This is a genomic window from Pseudomonas sp. AOB-7 (genome assembly GCF_003696305.1).
GTDB lineage: Bacteria > Pseudomonadota > Gammaproteobacteria > Pseudomonadales > Pseudomonadaceae > Aquipseudomonas.
On record NZ_RFFK01000002.1, the window covers coordinates 344,259 to 359,077 of the forward strand.

14 protein-coding genes and 1 pseudogene are annotated in these 14,819 nt (G+C 63.0%); 8 read left to right on the forward strand and 7 right to left on the reverse strand.

The window, feature by feature from the left end; all coding sequences use genetic code 11:
* Positions 1–106: 106 nt before the first annotated feature.
* From EA796_RS05955 to EA796_RS05970, 4 genes are all read right to left on the reverse strand, one after another.
* Positions 107–1,825 carry a fumarate reductase/succinate dehydrogenase flavoprotein subunit gene (locus EA796_RS05955; RefSeq protein WP_122107916.1) on the reverse strand — a complete coding sequence of 573 codons (1,719 nt, stop codon included), beginning with the start codon at positions 1,823–1,825 and terminating at the stop codon, positions 107–109.
* Positions 1,822–2,571, reverse strand: coding sequence for a GntR family transcriptional regulator (locus EA796_RS05960; RefSeq protein WP_122107917.1), 750 nt, complete (start codon positions 2,569–2,571; stop codon positions 1,822–1,824). Before EA796_RS05960 ends, EA796_RS05955 begins: the two co-directional genes overlap by 4 nt.
* A 138-nt stretch (positions 2,572–2,709) precedes the next feature.
* Positions 2,710–3,900, reverse strand: coding sequence for a PLP-dependent aspartate aminotransferase family protein (locus EA796_RS05965; protein ID WP_122107918.1), 1,191 nt, complete (start codon positions 3,898–3,900; stop codon positions 2,710–2,712).
* Between the two features lie 262 nt (positions 3,901–4,162).
* Positions 4,163–4,945, reverse strand: coding sequence for a MetQ/NlpA family ABC transporter substrate-binding protein (locus EA796_RS05970; RefSeq protein WP_122107919.1), 783 nt, complete (start codon positions 4,943–4,945; stop codon positions 4,163–4,165).
* 224 nt (positions 4,946–5,169) lie between these two features.
* On the opposite strand from EA796_RS05970, the gene EA796_RS05975 reads away from it, so the two are divergent.
* The 6 genes and pseudogenes from EA796_RS05975 (at position 5,170) to EA796_RS06000 (ending at position 9,672) form a co-directional block, all read left to right on the forward strand.
* A complete protein-coding gene (locus tag EA796_RS05975; RefSeq protein WP_122107920.1) occupies positions 5,170–6,162 on the forward strand; it encodes a D-cysteine desulfhydrase in 993 nt (330 codons plus the stop codon).
* Between the two features lie 83 nt (positions 6,163–6,245).
* Entirely contained in the window at positions 6,246–7,043 is a 798-nt protein-coding gene (gene tcyJ, locus EA796_RS05980) for a cystine ABC transporter substrate-binding protein (RefSeq protein ID WP_122108012.1), read from the forward strand.
* Complete coding sequence (gene tcyL / locus EA796_RS05985) at positions 7,040–7,708, forward strand: cystine ABC transporter permease (RefSeq protein ID WP_021446268.1); 669 nt, start codon at positions 7,040–7,042, stop codon at positions 7,706–7,708. The genes tcyJ and tcyL overlap by 4 nt, the downstream gene beginning before the upstream one ends.
* The gene (gene tcyN, locus EA796_RS05990; protein ID WP_122107921.1) at positions 7,708–8,463 is read left to right on the forward strand and encodes an L-cystine ABC transporter ATP-binding protein TcyN; all 756 of its coding nucleotides are present in this window, start codon (positions 7,708–7,710) and stop codon (positions 8,461–8,463) included. Before tcyL ends, tcyN begins: the two co-directional genes overlap by 1 nt.
* Before the next feature lie 136 nt (positions 8,464–8,599).
* Positions 8,600–9,433 (forward strand): annotated as a pseudogene (gene tauD, locus EA796_RS05995) (taurine dioxygenase).
* A gap of 20 nt (positions 9,434–9,453) precedes the next feature.
* Complete coding sequence (locus EA796_RS06000; RefSeq protein WP_122107922.1) at positions 9,454–9,672, forward strand: rhodanese-like domain-containing protein; 219 nt, start codon at positions 9,454–9,456, stop codon at positions 9,670–9,672.
* Between the two features lie 20 nt (positions 9,673–9,692).
* Here the strand turns inward: EA796_RS06000 and EA796_RS06005 are convergent, their stop codons facing one another.
* Both EA796_RS06005 and EA796_RS06010 read right to left on the reverse strand, forming a co-directional pair.
* Positions 9,693–9,953 carry a DUF2790 domain-containing protein gene (locus EA796_RS06005; protein WP_021446271.1) on the reverse strand — a complete coding sequence of 87 codons (261 nt, stop codon included), beginning with the start codon at positions 9,951–9,953 and terminating at the stop codon, positions 9,693–9,695.
* A 32-nt stretch (positions 9,954–9,985) separates the two neighbouring features.
* On the reverse strand, positions 9,986–10,816 hold the full coding sequence (locus EA796_RS06010; protein WP_031304182.1) for an oxidoreductase: 831 nt from the start codon (positions 10,814–10,816) through the stop codon (positions 9,986–9,988).
* A gap of 129 nt (positions 10,817–10,945) precedes the next feature.
* Here EA796_RS06010 and EA796_RS06015 point away from each other — a divergent pair, with 129 nt between their 5' ends.
* Both EA796_RS06015 and EA796_RS06020 read left to right on the forward strand, forming a co-directional pair.
* Positions 10,946–11,845, forward strand: coding sequence for a LysR family transcriptional regulator (locus EA796_RS06015; RefSeq protein WP_122107923.1), 900 nt, complete (start codon positions 10,946–10,948; stop codon positions 11,843–11,845).
* Between the two features lie 156 nt (positions 11,846–12,001).
* Positions 12,002–12,934, forward strand: coding sequence for a LysR family transcriptional regulator (locus tag EA796_RS06020; protein ID WP_122107924.1), 933 nt, complete (start codon positions 12,002–12,004; stop codon positions 12,932–12,934).
* 11 nt (positions 12,935–12,945) lie between these two features.
* Here the strand turns inward: EA796_RS06020 and EA796_RS06025 are convergent, their stop codons facing one another.
* Positions 12,946–14,640: an ABC transporter ATP-binding protein gene (locus EA796_RS06025; RefSeq protein ID WP_122107925.1), complete on the reverse strand. Its 1,695-nt coding sequence runs from the start codon at positions 14,638–14,640 to the stop codon at positions 12,946–12,948.
* Positions 14,641–14,819: the final 179 nt, after the last annotated feature.

A 14,819-nucleotide genomic window follows, 5' to 3' on the forward strand; every position in this document is an offset into this window, starting at 1 on the left:
CTCTCGTTATGCGTTGCACGCAGTGGGCTCTCGTAGGGTGGGCTTCAGCCCACCGGGGGCCACGCCATTTGGTGGGCTGAAGCCCACCCTACGGTTCAATGCCTGGTCAGGCGGCCTCGGTCTTCACCCGCAACCGGTCGTAGGCGCTCTGTTCATCCGCATCCAGCGCGATCAGGTAGGGCTCGACCGGTTTCTTGAAACTGGTCATCTCGCCCTGCTCGTTCTTCTTCAGATGGGCATGGCAGAACCACTCGGCGTCATTGCGCTGCGGGTGGTCGACGCGGTGGTGGTACAGCCCCCAGCGGCTCTCGGTACGGAACAGCGAGGCACGTGCGGCCATCTCGGCGCAGTCGCGAATCACGCTGACCTCCAGTGCACGCATCAACTCGTGCGGGTTGTTGGCCTTGAGCTGATCCAGATCGCGCTCGATCTCGGCGAAGCGGGTCAGGCCGATCTCCATCTTCTTGGTCACCTTCGGCGGCTGCAGGTAGTCGTTAACCATGCGCCGCAGCTTGTATTCGACCTGCGCCGGTGGCAGACCATGTTCGCGCTCGAGCGGCGCGAACACCCTCGCCTGCTCACGCTCGACCTGCGCAGCATCGACCGGGGTGAAGTCGCGCCCTGCGATGTACTCAGCGGCGTTGACTCCGGCGAACCAGCCGTAGGTGAAGGCGCCGAGCATGTAGTTGTGCGGCACCGCAGCCATGTCGCCAGCGGCGTACAGGCCCTTGACCGAGGTCTCGGCCCTCTCGTTGACCCATACGCCCGAGGCGCTGTGGCCGGAGCAGAAGCCGATCTCGGAAATATGCATCTCGACCATCTGCGAGCGGTAGTCGGTGCCGCGGCCCGCGTGAAACTGGCCGCGACTCGGCCGCTCGTTGCTGTGCAGGATTTCCTCGATGGTCTGGATGGTTTCCTCGGCCAGGTGGTCGAGCTTGAGGAACACCGGGCCGTTGCCGCCTTCGAGTTCCTGGTGGAACTCCCACATCATCTGCCCGCTCCAGTAGTCGCACTCGATAAAGCGCTCGCCCTTGTTGTTGGCGGTGTAGCCGCCGAGCGGGCCGGTGACGTAGGCGCAGGCCGGGCCGTTGTAGTCCTTGATCAACGGGTTGATCTGAAAGCATTCGAGGTTCGCCAGCTCGGCCCCAGCGTGATAGGCCATGGCGTAACCGTCGCCGGCATTGGTCGGGTTCTCGTAGGTGCCCATCAGGTAGCCCGAAGCCGGCAGGCCCAGGCGCCCAGCGGCGCCGCAGGCGAGGATCACCGCCTTGGCACGGATCACGTGGAAGTCGGCGGTACGGCAGTCGAAACCCATTACACCGTTGACCGCGCCGTCGGTCAGCAGGCGGGTGGCGATGACACGGTTGGTAATCTCCACCCGCGCACGCTTGAGCTGGCGGTACAGAACCTTCTTGATGTCGTGCCCTTCCGGCATCGGCAACACATAGGCGCCCATGTGGTGCACCTTCTTCACCGCGTAGTCGCCGGTCTCGTCCTTCTCGAACTTCACGCCCCAGCGATCAAGCTGCTCGATGGTCTCGAAGCTCTTGCTGGCATAGGCGTAGACCGCAGCCTGGTTGACGATGCCGTCGTTGGCGACGGTGATTTCCTTGGTGTACTGCTCCGGCGTGGCGTGGCCGGGGATCACCGCATTGTTGAGGCCATCCATGCCCATGCTGATGGCGCCGCTGCGCTTGACGTTGGCCTTGTCCAGCAGCAGCACGCGCAGTTCACGATTGGCCTCCTTGGCCTTGATCGCGGCCATCGGGCCGGCGGTGCCACCGCCGATAACCACCAGGTCGTATTCGCGTTCGAGGGTGTTCATGCCGGGCGCTCCTTGTTGCGGTCGATGCGCAGGCGGTACTGGAAGGCGTCGCCGCGGTAATAGAGGTATTCGAAGTCCAGCGGCGTGCCGTCGACGGCGTGGGTCAGGCGCTCGATGCGCATGATCGGTGCGCCCTCCTCCACATCCAGCGCAAGGGTCAGATCGTCATCTGCGAGCACCGCATCGATGGCCAGATCAGCATGACCGAGGGCGATGCCGCAGTCGTTCTCGATGATCAAGAAGATGTCGCGCGCGACCAGATCGGCCCTCTCCAGCTTCTCGCCGATGGACCGAGGTACGTAGGTGACTTCCAGCGACACCGGCTCGCGGTTGACCAGCCGTACACGCTTGATCTCGGTCACCGGCGCGCCCTCTTCCAGCTGCAGGCGCTCGGCCACGCGGGCGCTGGCCGGCAGGTGTTTGAGGCTGGTCAGGCGGTTGATCACCTCGTAGCCCATCTGCGACATGGACTCGGCCAGGCCTTGCAGGGTGCTGACGTTCTGGAAGGCCTTGGGCTTGGCGACGAAGGTGCCCTTGCCGTGGATCTTGAAGATCAGCCCTTCCTTCTGCAGGTCGCCGAGGGCCTGGCGCACGGTGATGCGGCTGACGTCGAAAGCCTTGCCCAGCTCGCTCTCGGAGGGCATGCGGCTGTGCGGCGGATAGGTGCCGTCGAGGATGCGCGTGCGCAGCAGTTCCTTGAGCTGGCTGTACAGCGGTACGGGTGAAAGCGGTAGCAGTTGGGCCATGTTCCGTCTCGTTATCTCTACTTGTCATAACAAGTTGTAGCGAGAAGATAACGAGCATAACCACGAGCGGTGAAATACTTTTATTGCATAAGGTTATGCGAGGCTGCGCGCCCCCGTCATACCGGGGACGCGCACTGCTCAGAGGCGATCCAGCGCCTGGATGAAGTCGCCGATGATATCCTCGGCATCCTCGATGCCGACCGACACACGGATGGTGCCGTCGTGGATGTCGAGGCTGCTCAGCACCTCGGCCGACAACGCGCGGTGAGAGGTCTTGCCGGGGTGGGTGATGCTGCTGGCCACGCCTGCCAACGATGGAGCGAAGGCGGTGTACTGTAGCTCGTGGATCAGCCGGTCCACCTCCTCCAGGCCGCCCTTGAGGGTAAAGCTGAGCATCCCGGAATGGCCCTTGCGAAAGAGTTTCTGCGCCAGCGCATGATCCGGGTGCGACGCCAGGCCGGGGTAATACACCTTTGCCACCCGCGGGTGGCCCTGCAGCGCTTCGGCCAGGGCCAGAGCATTGCTGGAATGGGCGCGCATGCGCAGAGCCAGGGTCTTGGCACCGCGGAAAGTCAGCCAGGCCTCGAAGGGGCTGGCGCTGCCGCCGGCATTGATCTGGAAGCGCCGCGCCTGCGCCACCCACTCGCCGTCGCCGACCAGGATGCCGCCGGTGGCGTCACTATGGCCGTTGAGGTACTTGGTGGTGCTGTGCAGCACCAGGTCGGCGCCATCGGCCAGCGGTCGGTACAGCGCCGGTGACAGGAAGGTGTTGTCGACCAGCAGCTTGAGCCCATGGGCCTTGGTCAGACGAGCGAGCGCCGGGATGTCGCTAACGCGTACCAACGGGTTGGACGCGGTTTCGGTGTAGATCAGCTTGGTGCTGGGCGTGATCTCCGCCTCCACCGCGGCCAGGTCGTTGATGTCCACCAGCGTGGCGCTGATGCCGAAACGGCTGAGTTCGCGCTCGATCAGGCTCTGGGTAGTGCCATACAGTTCGCGACTGGCGATCAGGTGATCACCGGCACTGAGTCGGCCCAGTAGCGCGGCGCTGATCGAGGCCATGCCGGAGGCCGAGAACAGCGCCGCCTCGCCGCCTTCCAAGTCGCGAATCAGCTCTTCCAGCGCCCTGGTGTTGGGGTTGCCAAGGCGCGTGTACATGTAGTTGTCGGGGTTTCCGGCCAGAAAGTCGTCGACCTGCTCCAGCGAGTCATAGACGAACACCGATGTCTCGTAGATCGGCAGGGTCTTGGCACGGGTGACCATACGCTGATCGACCGCAACGCCACTGTGTACCGCGCGGGTGGACACCCCAGGCAGTCGTTCGCTCATATCAATCTCCATCAGGTGCTTTGCCGATATTGGCCGGCAGTGTGGTCACTATGGACAGTGGGCCACAAAAAAGGACGCCGAGTCGGCAAGGCCGGCTCGGCGTAAACGCGAACCCGTTTGCACAGGTTCACTACCGTGTTCAACGGTGGGCAGCTGGGACACAAAAAACTTCCGGGAGAAGTTTTTGACGTCGTGCAGCGAGAGCCCGCAGGGTGGCTGCCAGGGACGGCGAGCCACAAAAAGAGCCGCCGTGCGGGTTCGGTCAGAAGGCCGGCAGTACCGCGCCTTCATAACGCTTCTCGATAAAGGCCTTAACTTCGGGGCTGGTCAGGGCGGCGGACAGTTTCTTGATCGCTTCGCTGTCCTGGTTGTCCGGGCGAGTGACCAGATAATTGACGTAAGGCGAGTCGCTGCCCTCGATCACTAGCGCGTCGCGCTTGGGATTGAGCTTGGCCTCCAGCGCGTAGTTGGTGTTGATCAGCGCCAGGTCGACCTGATTCAGCACACGCGGCACGGTAGCGGCTTCCAGTTCGCGGAACTTGAAGTTGCGCGGGTTATCGGCGATATCGCGCGGCAACGCCTTAGCGCTGTTGGGATCCTTGAGGGTCAACAGGCCAGCCTTCTGCAGCAGGAGCAACGCACGACCGCTAGTGCTGACTTCGTTGGGAATGGCGATGGTGGCACCGTTCGGCAGTTCGTCGAGGGACTTGTACTTGGTCGAATAGGCGCCGAAGGGCTCGACGTGCACGCCCTGCACGATCACCAACTCGGTACCGCGCTGCGCATTGAAGGTGTCCAGGTAGGGTTTGGTCTGGAAGTAGTTGGCATCCAGGTTCTTCTGACTGACTTGCAGGTTGGGTTGAACGTAGTCGGTGAAGACCTTGATATCGAGATCCACGCCTTGCTTGGCCAGCTCGGGCTTAATCAGTTCGAGGATTTCGGCGTGCGGCACCGGGGTGGCAGCCACGCTCAGCTTTTCGCCAGCGTGAGCCAGAGAGGCGGTAAGGGCAGCAGCCAGAGCAGTCAACAGCAGGGTCTTCTTCATAGTTCCTTGTTCTCGGTCTGTGGCACCGGCTGGATCGGCAGTCCGGCGCGATTGGCATGCGCCCGGCGGATGTGACGGGCTGAGCGCGACAGTACGAAGAAATTTTTATTCCATAAAATAATTGTTAATTATTTTCTTATACCAAAAACAACCACTCACTTTTGCTTGTGAGCATCGCCATCACCCACCTAGAGTAGACAGCCTTCAATCTGCTGGAGGCTCCCATGCTCACTGCCGCCCTCGCCCGTTTTCCCCGTCTGGAACTCGTTCCCCAGGCCACCCCCCTGCAACGCCTGCCACGCCTGTCGCAACACCTGGGTCGAGATATCTGGATCAAGCGCGATGACCTTACCCCGCTGGCGCTCGGCGGCAACAAGGCGCGCAAGCTGGAGTATCTCGCCGCCGATGCGCAGGCCAAGGGTGCCGATGTGCTCGTAACTGCCGGTGCCATCCAGTCCAACCATGTACGGCAAACCGCCGCCGTCTCTGCACAATTAGGCCTGGGCTGCCTAGCCCTGCTGGAAAACCCCATCGACAGCCAGAGCGATGACTACCTGGGCAACGGCAATCGCCTGCTACTGGATCTCTTCGGCGCCGAGGTGGAGAACGTCGCCAGCCTGGACAACGCCGACCAGCTGCTGGAGGGCGCCTGCCAGCGCCTCAGCGCAGCCGGGCGCCTTCCATACCTGGTACCCATCGGCGGCTCCAATGCCCTGGGCGCGCTCGGTTACGTGCGCGGCGGGTTGGAACTGGCCGAGCAGATCGCCGCCAGTGGCCAGGATTTTGCTGCTGTGGTGCTGGCGTCCGGCAGTGCCGGCACCCATGCCGGGCTGGCCCTGGCGCTGGAAAGTGCGCGCCCGGGCACGCGCGTGATCGGCGTCACCGTCTCGCGCAGCGAAGCAGCCCAACGCCCCAAGGTGGAAAACCTGCTGCAACGTACGGCTGAGCTGCTGGCCGTAGATGTGCCAGAAGGGCTGAAACTGGAGCTGTGGGACAACTACTTCGCCCCGCGCTACGGCGAAGCGAATGCCGGCGGCCTGGCGGCGATCCGCTTGCTGGCGGGCCTGGAAGCGATATTGCTCGACCCTGTCTACACTGGCAAAGCCTTCGCTGGTTTGCTCGACGGGCTCAAGCGAGGCGCTTTGCCTGGCGTTGGGCCGTTGCTGTTCCTGCACACAGGCGGCTCGCCAGCTCTCTTCGCATACAAACAAAAATGAATACATAAATAATTTTTAATTATTTATGTGCATAAGGATTTCCCCCTAGAGTGGCGCCACCTTTCCATATGCATGAGGTCACCATGAAACTTTCCACCCTGCGTCGCCATTTCCTCTTCGGCAGCCTGGCCCTCGTGTTGGGTGCCAGCATCAGCGCCCCGAGTTTCGCCGCCGACCTACTCGATGAAATCAAGGCCCGTGGCGCCATCAAGGTCGGCTTGGAGGGCACCTACCCGCCCTTCAACTACCAGGACGAGAACGGCAAGCTGACTGGCTTCGAAGTGGAGCTGGCCGAAGCGCTGGCCAAGGAGCTGGGCGTCAAGGCCGAGTTCCAGCCGACCAAATGGGACGGCATCCTCGCCGCACTGGAATCCAAGCGCCTGGACGTGGTGATCAACCAGGTGACCATCTCCGACGAGCGCAAGAAGAAGTACGATTTCTCCACGCCCTACACCGTCTCAGGTATCCAGGCGCTGACCCGCAAAGCCGATGGCGACAGCATCAAAAACGCCCAGGATCTGGCCGGCAAGAAAGTCGGCGTAGGCCTCGGCACCAACTATGAACAGTGGCTCAAGGACAACGTGCCGCAGGCCGACATCCGCACCTACGATGACGATCCGACCAAGTTCCAGGATCTCAACGTCGGGCGCATCGACGTAATCCTGGTCGATCGCCTTGCCGCCTTCGAGATGGTGGAGAAAACCGGTGGCCGTCTGGCCGTGGCCGGCGACGCCTTCTCCCGCCAGGAGGCCGGTATCGCCCTGCGCAAGGGCAACCCCGCCCTGCTCGCTGCCATCGACCAGGCGCTGGCCAAGCTGAGTGCCGACGGCACCCTCAAGCAACTTTCCGAGAAATGGTTCAAGGCTGACGTGACCCGATGATCGAGTCCGCCCTGCAGCTGGCTCTGGAGTCCGCGCCCTTTCTGCTCAAGGGCGCCTACTACACCGTCGTACTCAGCCTGGGCGGCATGTTCTTCGGCCTGCTGCTGGGCTTCGTCCTGGCCCTGCTGCGCCTGTATGCCGTAGCCCCCTTGCGCTGGTTCTCGCGGCTGTACGTGTCCTTCTTCCGCGGCACGCCCCTGCTGGTGCAACTGTTTTTGATCTACTACGGCCTGCCGCAGTTGGGCATCCAGCTCGATCCCCTGCCGGCTGCGCTGATCGGCTTCTCGCTGAACATGGCTGCCTACACCTCGGAAATTCTCCGCGCCGCCATCGCCTCCATTGATCGGGGGCAGTGGGAAGCGGCCGCCAGCATCGGCATGAGCAAGGCGCAGACGCTGTACCGGGCGATTCTGCCGCAGGCGGCGCGCACGGCTTTGCCGCCTTTAGGCAATAGCTTCATTTCGCTGGTCAAGGACACCGCCCTGGCCGCCACCATCCAGGTGCCGGAGCTGTTCCGCCAGGCGCAGCTGATCACCGCACGCACCTTCGAGATTTTCACCATGTACTTGGCAGCCGCGCTCATCTATTGGGTGCTGGCGAGCATCCTCGCGCACTTCCAGGCGCGTCTGGAGGCCAGGGTCAACCGGCACGAGCAGGACAGCTGATGATTTCCGTGCGCAATCTGCGAAAAGCCTTCGGTAGCAACGAAGTACTCAAGGGCATCGACTTGGATGTGGCAGCTGGCGAGGTGGTCGCCATCATCGGCCCCAGCGGCTCGGGCAAGACCACCCTGCTGCGCTGCCTCAACCTCTTGGAGCAGCCCAGCGGCGGCCAGATCACCATTGGCGACATCCATATCGATGCGGATAAGCCGCTAAAGAGCCAACAGAAGCTGATCCGCCAGTTGCGCCAGCAGGCCGGCTTCGTGTTCCAGAGCTTCAACCTGTTCCCCCACCGCACCGCGCTGGAAAACGTCATCGAAGGCCCGGTGCAGGTGAAGAAGGAGTCGCGCGAAGAGGCACTGTCCCATGCTCGGGCTCTGCTCGCCAAGGTGGGTCTGAGCGGCAAGGAAGACGCCTACCCCAAGCGCCTCTCTGGCGGCCAGCAACAGCGCGTGGCCATCGCTCGCGCCCTGGCCATGCGCCCGCAGGTGATTCTATTCGACGAGCCCACCTCGGCCCTCGACCCGGAACTGGTGGGCGAAGTACTGACCACCATCCGCGACCTCGCCGAGGAAAAACGCACCATGGTCATCGTCACCCACGAAATGGCCTTCGCCCGTGACGTGGCGGACCGGGCGATCTTCATCGACCAGGGCCGGATCGTCGAACAGGGCCCGGCCAAGACCCTGTTCACCGCGCCCCAGCACGAACGTACGCGCCAGTTCCTCAGCAAGTTCCTGCTAGATCGTTCGCTGTAGTCACCACCGGTACCTCACCCATCATCGCTTTGCGATCTGCCGGTACGCACGGCGCCCTCTCCTGCTCGACCGCGCACACCTGTGAGAAGGCGCTTGAGCGGCGAGCTTTCTCAGGCACATTGAGCGAGAACCCGACATGACCCTGCACATCACCTCACTCAGCCCGGCACTCGGCGCCCAGGTCAGCGGCATCGACCTGCGTCAGCCCCTCACCACCAGCCTGCGCCAGTAAGTCGAAGACGCCCTGCTGCAATACCAGGTGCTGTTCTTCCGCGAGCAGCCCATCGAGCCGCAACAGCAGGCCGCCCTCGCCGCCCAGTTCGGCGACCTGCACATCCACCCGCTCTACCCCAACGTGCCCGAGCAGCCCGAAATCCTCGTGCTCGACACCGCCGTGACCGACGTGCGTGACAACGCCATCTGGCACACCGACGTCAGCTTTCTGCAAACCCCGGCCCTCGGCGCGATACTCGCCGCCAAGCACCTGCCGGCCTATGGCGACGACACCCTGTGGGCGAGCAGCAGCGCGGCCTATGACGCCCTGTCAGAGCCGCTAAAGCAGTTGCTCGACGGCCTCACCGCCACCCACGACTTCACCCGCTCCTTCCCCCTGGAGCGCTTCGGCAACACCCCCGAGGCCCTGGCGCATTACCACGAGGTGCAGCGCACCCACCCGCCCGTGGTGCACCCGGTGGTGCGCACCCACCCGGTTACCGGACGCAAGGGCCTGTTCGTCAACGACGGCTTCACCAACCGCATCAACGAACTGGAAGCCGCCGAAAGCGATGCCCTGCTGCGCTTTCTCTTCGCCCACGCCACCCGTCCGGAATTCACTATCCGCTGGCGCTGGCAGGAAAACGACGTGGCCTTCTGGGACAACCGCATCACCCAGCACTACGCCGTCGACGACTACCGCCCACAACGCAGGGTGATGCATCGCGCGACCATCCTGGGCGACAAACCCTATTGAGAGGTCCCCCATGGCCGAACATGGCGAAGACTTCCTGCGCCGCGCGGCGCAGGCTACGCCGTCGACGACTGCAGATCAGCCCGCGGCAAGCGCGAGCACAGATTGTCGAAGGCGTAACCCTGCTGGACGTTCGTAGCGACTCCGAGTTTCGCGAAGGGCATATCGACGGCGTGTTCAACCTGAGCGCGGATCAATTCCATGAGCGAAAAAACAGAAACCGGGGCAAGCCCGGTTTCTGAGACTGTTGCAGGAGGGAGGCTTAGCCGCCCAGGCAGCCGTTGCCCATTACTTGATAGCGAATCCTGTGCTGCTGACCATTGGAATCCTCGTAGGTCATTTCCACAGGCACCGCATGACACACATTCGGGATTTCGCTATGCGACACCACCCGAGCGATATCCAGGTGCATGCCGTAGTGGTAATCGATGACTGCGTCGGACGACTGCGCGGTCGGCTGATCGGTGGCCATGGCCTGAGTGGTCATCAGCACGCCGAGTACAGAGAACAGGATGGCTTTCATGAGTCTTTCCTCTACAAGGTTGGACGATTGCTTCAGGCCTGGAAGTCGGTGGACAGGGCCAGGTCTCTCCACTCGGCCAGCTCGCTGGCGACGAAGTGGTTCTTTTCCTCAATGCGCGCCACGGTGTCGCTGCCCAAGGGCAGGCGCTGCGGTGGTTTCGGCGCATTGACCAGAGCCAGAATGGCCTCGGCGAACTTCACCGGATTGCCCGGCTGCGCATGATTGGCATCTTTGGCGAAGCGGCGCATGGCGCCCACGGTTTCGTCGTAATCCGGCAGTTCCAGCGCGGTCTTCACCAGCGACTGCTCGTCGAGGAAGTCGGTACGGAAGAAGCCGGGTTCGACCACAGTGGCGTGGATGCCCAGCGGCGCGACTTCCTGATGCAGTGCCTCGGTGATGCCTTCCACCGCGAACTTGGTGGAGCCGTAGACCCCCCACCCCATGTAGGCCTGGTACCCGCCGATGGAGGAAATGTTGATGATGTGGCCGGAGCGCTGGCGACGCATGTGCGGCAGCACCGCGCGGATCACGTTGAGCACACCGAACACGTTGGTGGCGAACAGGCGCTCGGTTTCGTTGGCGCTGGTTTCCTCTACCGCACCAAGTACGCCGAAGCCGGCGTTGTTGACGAGCACATCGATACGACCGAAGTGCTTGACGCCTTCGGCGACGGCCTGATGGGCCTCGGCCTCGCTGGTCACGTCCAGACGCACGGCCAGCAGGTTGGGATGGCTGCCGAGGCGGGCCACGACATCTTCAGGCTTGCGAGCGGTGGCAATCACGGCATCACCGGCACGCAGAGCATGTTCTGCGATCAGCGTGCCAAAACCACGGGAAGCTCCAGTAATGAACCAAGTACGCATATCAACTCCTCCTGTCAGTGACCCTGCACCATTGCCGGGCCTTCTCGATGAGTTGACGCCACTCTAAAATCCAACTACTGATGTGATAATCCCAAGAAATTCACATAACTTTGTGAGCAGGATTCACATATGAAGCCGGTATCCGCCGCAGATCTGTCGATCTTCCTGAGCATCGCCCAGCACCTCAGCTTCAGCCGCGCGGCGGTAGAGCTCGGGCTCTCTGCGTCGGCACTGAGTCATGCGTTGCGGGCCCTGGAAACCCGTCTGGGGGTCCGCCTGTTCAATCGCACCACCCGCAGCGTGGCACTGACCGAAGCTGGCGAGCGCCTCTATAACCGGGTCAAACCAGCTTTTCGCGATATCGACGACGCCCTCGAAGACCTCAACAGCTTTCGCGACAAACCGTCGGGTAACCTCCGCATCACCGCCGGCCGCCCCGCCGCACAACTGGTTCTGCTGCCACTGGCCAGCCGCTTTCTCGAGGCCTACCCGGACGTGCGCCTGGACATCGTGACCGACGATGCCCTGGTGGACGTCGTGTCTGCCGGCTTCGACGCGGGCGTGCGCTTTGGCGAACGCCTGGAGGCGGACATGGTGTCCCTGTCCATCGGGCCCTACATGCGCTCGGTGGTGGTGGCGTCGCCGGAGTTCTTCCAGCGTCATCAGGCGCCACAACAGCCGCAGGATCTGCACGGCCTGCCCTGCATCCGCCATCGCTTTCCGAGCGGCGCCTTCTATCGCTGGGAGTTCGCCCGAGGCGGTATCGAACTGGAAATCGATGTAGAAGGCCCTCTCATACTGGGCGACGTCGCCCTGATGGTCGGGCCTGCATTGCAGGGCGTTGGCCTGGCCTACGTGTTCGAGGACATGGTCAGCGAGCACTTGGCCAATGGCAGCTTGGTTCAGGTACTGGAAGACTGGTGCCCCTATTACCCAGGGTTGCACCTGTACTATCCAAGCCGCCGCCACGTCCCCGCGGCGCTCAAGGCCTTCATTGAGTTCGCCCGAAACGCCCGCCCTGAGCGTTGAGCATTGCCGCCTGGCAAATACCTTTATCCGTTACATCTACTAGTATGGTAGGTGTAATTCAACCGGGGCCCCGCTGCATGCCCCTTGAAGCCCATCTGCATAATCGGCGCGCTGGCAATGTCGTACATTCGGCCCCCACCGATGCCGGAGCGGTCTATGCGTCAAGACCATTTAGACGGACTGCTGACTTTCATTGCCGTTGCCGAGGAGAAGGGCTTCTCCGCCGCCGCGGTGAGGCTGGGGGTGTCGCCTTCGGCGGTTAGCCAGAGCATCCGTAACCTCGAGCAACGCCTAGGCCTGGTGCTATTCAACCGCACCACCCGCAGTGTCAGCCTCACCGAGATCGGGGAACGCTACCTGGAGCGGGTGCAGCCAGCCCTTGAGCTACTGACCTCGGCGTCCCGCGAACTGGGGCGCGAAGCCGATCATCCTTCAGGCCTGTTGCGAATCAACGTCCCGCGAGCCGCGCATCTGATCGTTCTGCAGCCAGTGCTATGTCGCTTCATGGCTGCCTATCCGGAGATCAACCTGGAGATACGCGTGGAAAACCTGCTGGTTGATATCGTCAGTCAGGGTTTCGATGCCGGTATCCGCTTTGGCGAGGCAGTCGAGAAGGATATGGTGGCAATCGCGGTCGGGCCGCCGCTGCAGGCTCAGATCATCGCGTCGCCGAGCTATCTGGCACAGCACGGGGTGCCGACTCATCCACAGCAATTGCTGGCGCACAACTGCATCGGCTATCGCCATACCACCAGCGGGCAAATCGAGCGCTGGAGCTTTTCCCGTGGCGATGAAAAGTATGGCCTACCGCCCAAGGGCCGGTTGATCCTCAATGACTCGGAGATTCTGGTACGAGCGGCATTGGACGGACTCGGCATCGCCTACATGATCAATGGCTATATCGAACCCTTCATTGAGCAGGGGCAACTGGTGCGCCTGCTGGAGGATTGGAGCCCGACCTGCCCTGCCCTGCACCTTTACTATCCGGATCGACGCCGAGTCCCCGCCAAACTGCGCGCCTTGATCGATTTTCTGCGCAACGAGCGCGAAAGCCTGGCACAGGTCGCCGAAGTCCCTCTGGTTCTCTGAGGTGGCGCCGCTCAGATGGCGGTGCTCTCGCTGACCTTGCCCGCCGCCATCCGCACCACCCGATCCGCCGCCAGTATCACCGCAGGACGATGGGCGATGACGATACGGGTCTGCTGCGGGCGCAAGGTGGCGAGATTCGCCAGCACCTGGGCCTCGGTCTGCGGATCGAGCGCCGAGGTCGCCTCGTCCAGCACCAGCAGCGGCGCATCCACCAGCAGCGCGCGCGCCAGGGCCAGGCGCTGGCGCTGGCCACCGGACAGGCGCGCACCATAGGCACCGACCTGGGTGTCGTAGCCATGCGGCAACTGCATGATGAAATCGTGCGCACAGGCTGCCTTGGCGGCGGCGATCATCTCTTCCTGGCTGGCGCCCGGCCGCGAGTACAGGATGTTTTCGCGGATCGAGCGATTCAGCAGCATCGGCTCCTGAGTCACCACTGCAACATGCTGGCGCAGCGCAGCCAGGGGCAATGTTGCGATATCCCGTCCGTCCAGCAGAATGCGCCCCCTATCCGGGCTGTAGAACCGCTGCAACAGCCGGGATAGGGTGGACTTGCCGGAGCCACTGGGACCTGCGATGGCGAGCGTTTCCCCAGGCCTGACGCGCAGGTCCAGACCATCGAGAACAGGCACGGTGGTGGACGGGTAGGCGAAGCTCACCCCTTCGAATACCACCTCGCCACGCCAGGGCCTGTCCTCGACCACCTGCTCAACTGTTTCCTCGCGCGGCAACGCCGTCAGCATCAGCGCATCGGCCGCATCCTCCAGGCCCTTCTGCGCCACCCGCAGGTTTTCGCCGAAGCCACGCAGATAACCCGCCATGAGGAGGAAGGAGGTCACGGCGAAGGCTACGTCGCCGGCGCCGGTGTTCCCACGCATCCAGGTGTACAGCGCCACGCCGCTCAAACCGGTGAGCAGCAGCAGTAGCAACAGGTTCTGGACCAGTCCGAGGTCGACGAAGCGGCGCCAGGCCATGGCTGAGGAAGCCCCCCAGACATGGGCGACTTGTGCCATATGACCCTGCTCACGCCCTTCGGCGGTAAAACCCTTGATCGTCACCGATGCCGCCAGCACGTCGGCCACGATGCCGCTGAGCTGACTATCGCTGGCATTGGCCTGCAGGCTGGCCGGGCGAATCCAGTGCATACCCACCAGCAGGTTGCTGGCGATGAAGGCAAGCGCCACCAGCAACGCGAGCACCCCAGCCAACGGCTCGCGCCAGCCGATCATCAGGATCAACCCGAGTAGCACAACCAGTGCCGGGCCAAGGTGGATGGTGGCGGCGTCGGTGACTGCGTCATACCCCTCCATCGCCCGGCGCAGGCGCCGCACGGTTTCGCCGGTAGCCTGGTTCGCGTGCCAGTCGGCAGGCGCGGCGAGCACGTGTTCAAAGCCCTGCAACAGAACCGCCTGCATGTTGCGCGCGGCCAGCGGAATCCACAGGCGATGGGCCAGGTTGCGACTGATGGCGAAACCGGCGAACGCCGCCAGCAGCAACGCCCAGCTCTGCCACACGACCGCCTGATCGGCGCTCTCGGCGACGCTTTCGATCAGTCGTGCCGACGCCCAGGGCAGCAGCAGGTCGAATCCGGTCGCCGCCAGCGTCAGGGTCAACCCGAGGAAGAAGTATCCACGACGACGCAGCCACAAGCCGGCCACGAAACCGAGCACCTGGCGGTAGGCTATGGGGCTGGCGTAGGCATCCATCACGGGTTACCTCCTGAGGCGAGTTTTGGCGGTTGGGGTTACTCGTTGCTTCCCGCGGCTAGCGCCTCGGGGTCGGCGCATGGTCGATGGCAGCCGAGGATTGGACAAGACGTGCAAGGCTGCAGAGGTTTTGAAGCGCTACTTACGAATTGGCTCATTGATCAGTTGGGCTACAAGGT

Coding starts and splice junctions, on each gene's coding strand:
- EA796_RS05955 (WP_122107916.1), bottom strand. CDS start 1,825: ATGAACACCCTCGAACGCGAATACGACCTGGTGGTTATCGGCGGTGGC.
- EA796_RS05960 (WP_122107917.1), bottom strand. CDS start 2,571: ATGGCCCAACTGCTACCGCTTTCACCCGTACCGCTGTACAGCCAGCTC.
- EA796_RS05965 (WP_122107918.1), bottom strand. CDS start 3,900: ATGAGCGAACGACTGCCTGGGGTGTCCACCCGCGCGGTACACAGTGGC.
- EA796_RS05970 (WP_122107919.1), bottom strand. CDS start 4,945: ATGAAGAAGACCCTGCTGTTGACTGCTCTGGCTGCTGCCCTTACCGCC.
- EA796_RS05975 (WP_122107920.1), top strand. CDS start 5,170: ATGCTCACTGCCGCCCTCGCCCGTTTTCCCCGTCTGGAACTCGTTCCC.
- tcyJ (WP_122108012.1), top strand. CDS start 6,246: ATGAAACTTTCCACCCTGCGTCGCCATTTCCTCTTCGGCAGCCTGGCC.
- tcyL (WP_021446268.1), top strand. CDS start 7,040: ATGATCGAGTCCGCCCTGCAGCTGGCTCTGGAGTCCGCGCCCTTTCTG.
- tcyN (WP_122107921.1), top strand. CDS start 7,708: ATGATTTCCGTGCGCAATCTGCGAAAAGCCTTCGGTAGCAACGAAGTA.
- EA796_RS06000 (WP_122107922.1), top strand. CDS start 9,454: ATGGCGAAGACTTCCTGCGCCGCGCGGCGCAGGCTACGCCGTCGACGA.
- EA796_RS06005 (WP_021446271.1), bottom strand. CDS start 9,953: ATGAAAGCCATCCTGTTCTCTGTACTCGGCGTGCTGATGACCACTCAG.
- EA796_RS06010 (WP_031304182.1), bottom strand. CDS start 10,816: ATGCGTACTTGGTTCATTACTGGAGCTTCCCGTGGTTTTGGCACGCTG.
- EA796_RS06015 (WP_122107923.1), top strand. CDS start 10,946: ATGAAGCCGGTATCCGCCGCAGATCTGTCGATCTTCCTGAGCATCGCC.
- EA796_RS06020 (WP_122107924.1), top strand. CDS start 12,002: ATGCGTCAAGACCATTTAGACGGACTGCTGACTTTCATTGCCGTTGCC.
- EA796_RS06025 (WP_122107925.1), bottom strand. CDS start 14,640: ATGGATGCCTACGCCAGCCCCATAGCCTACCGCCAGGTGCTCGGTTTC.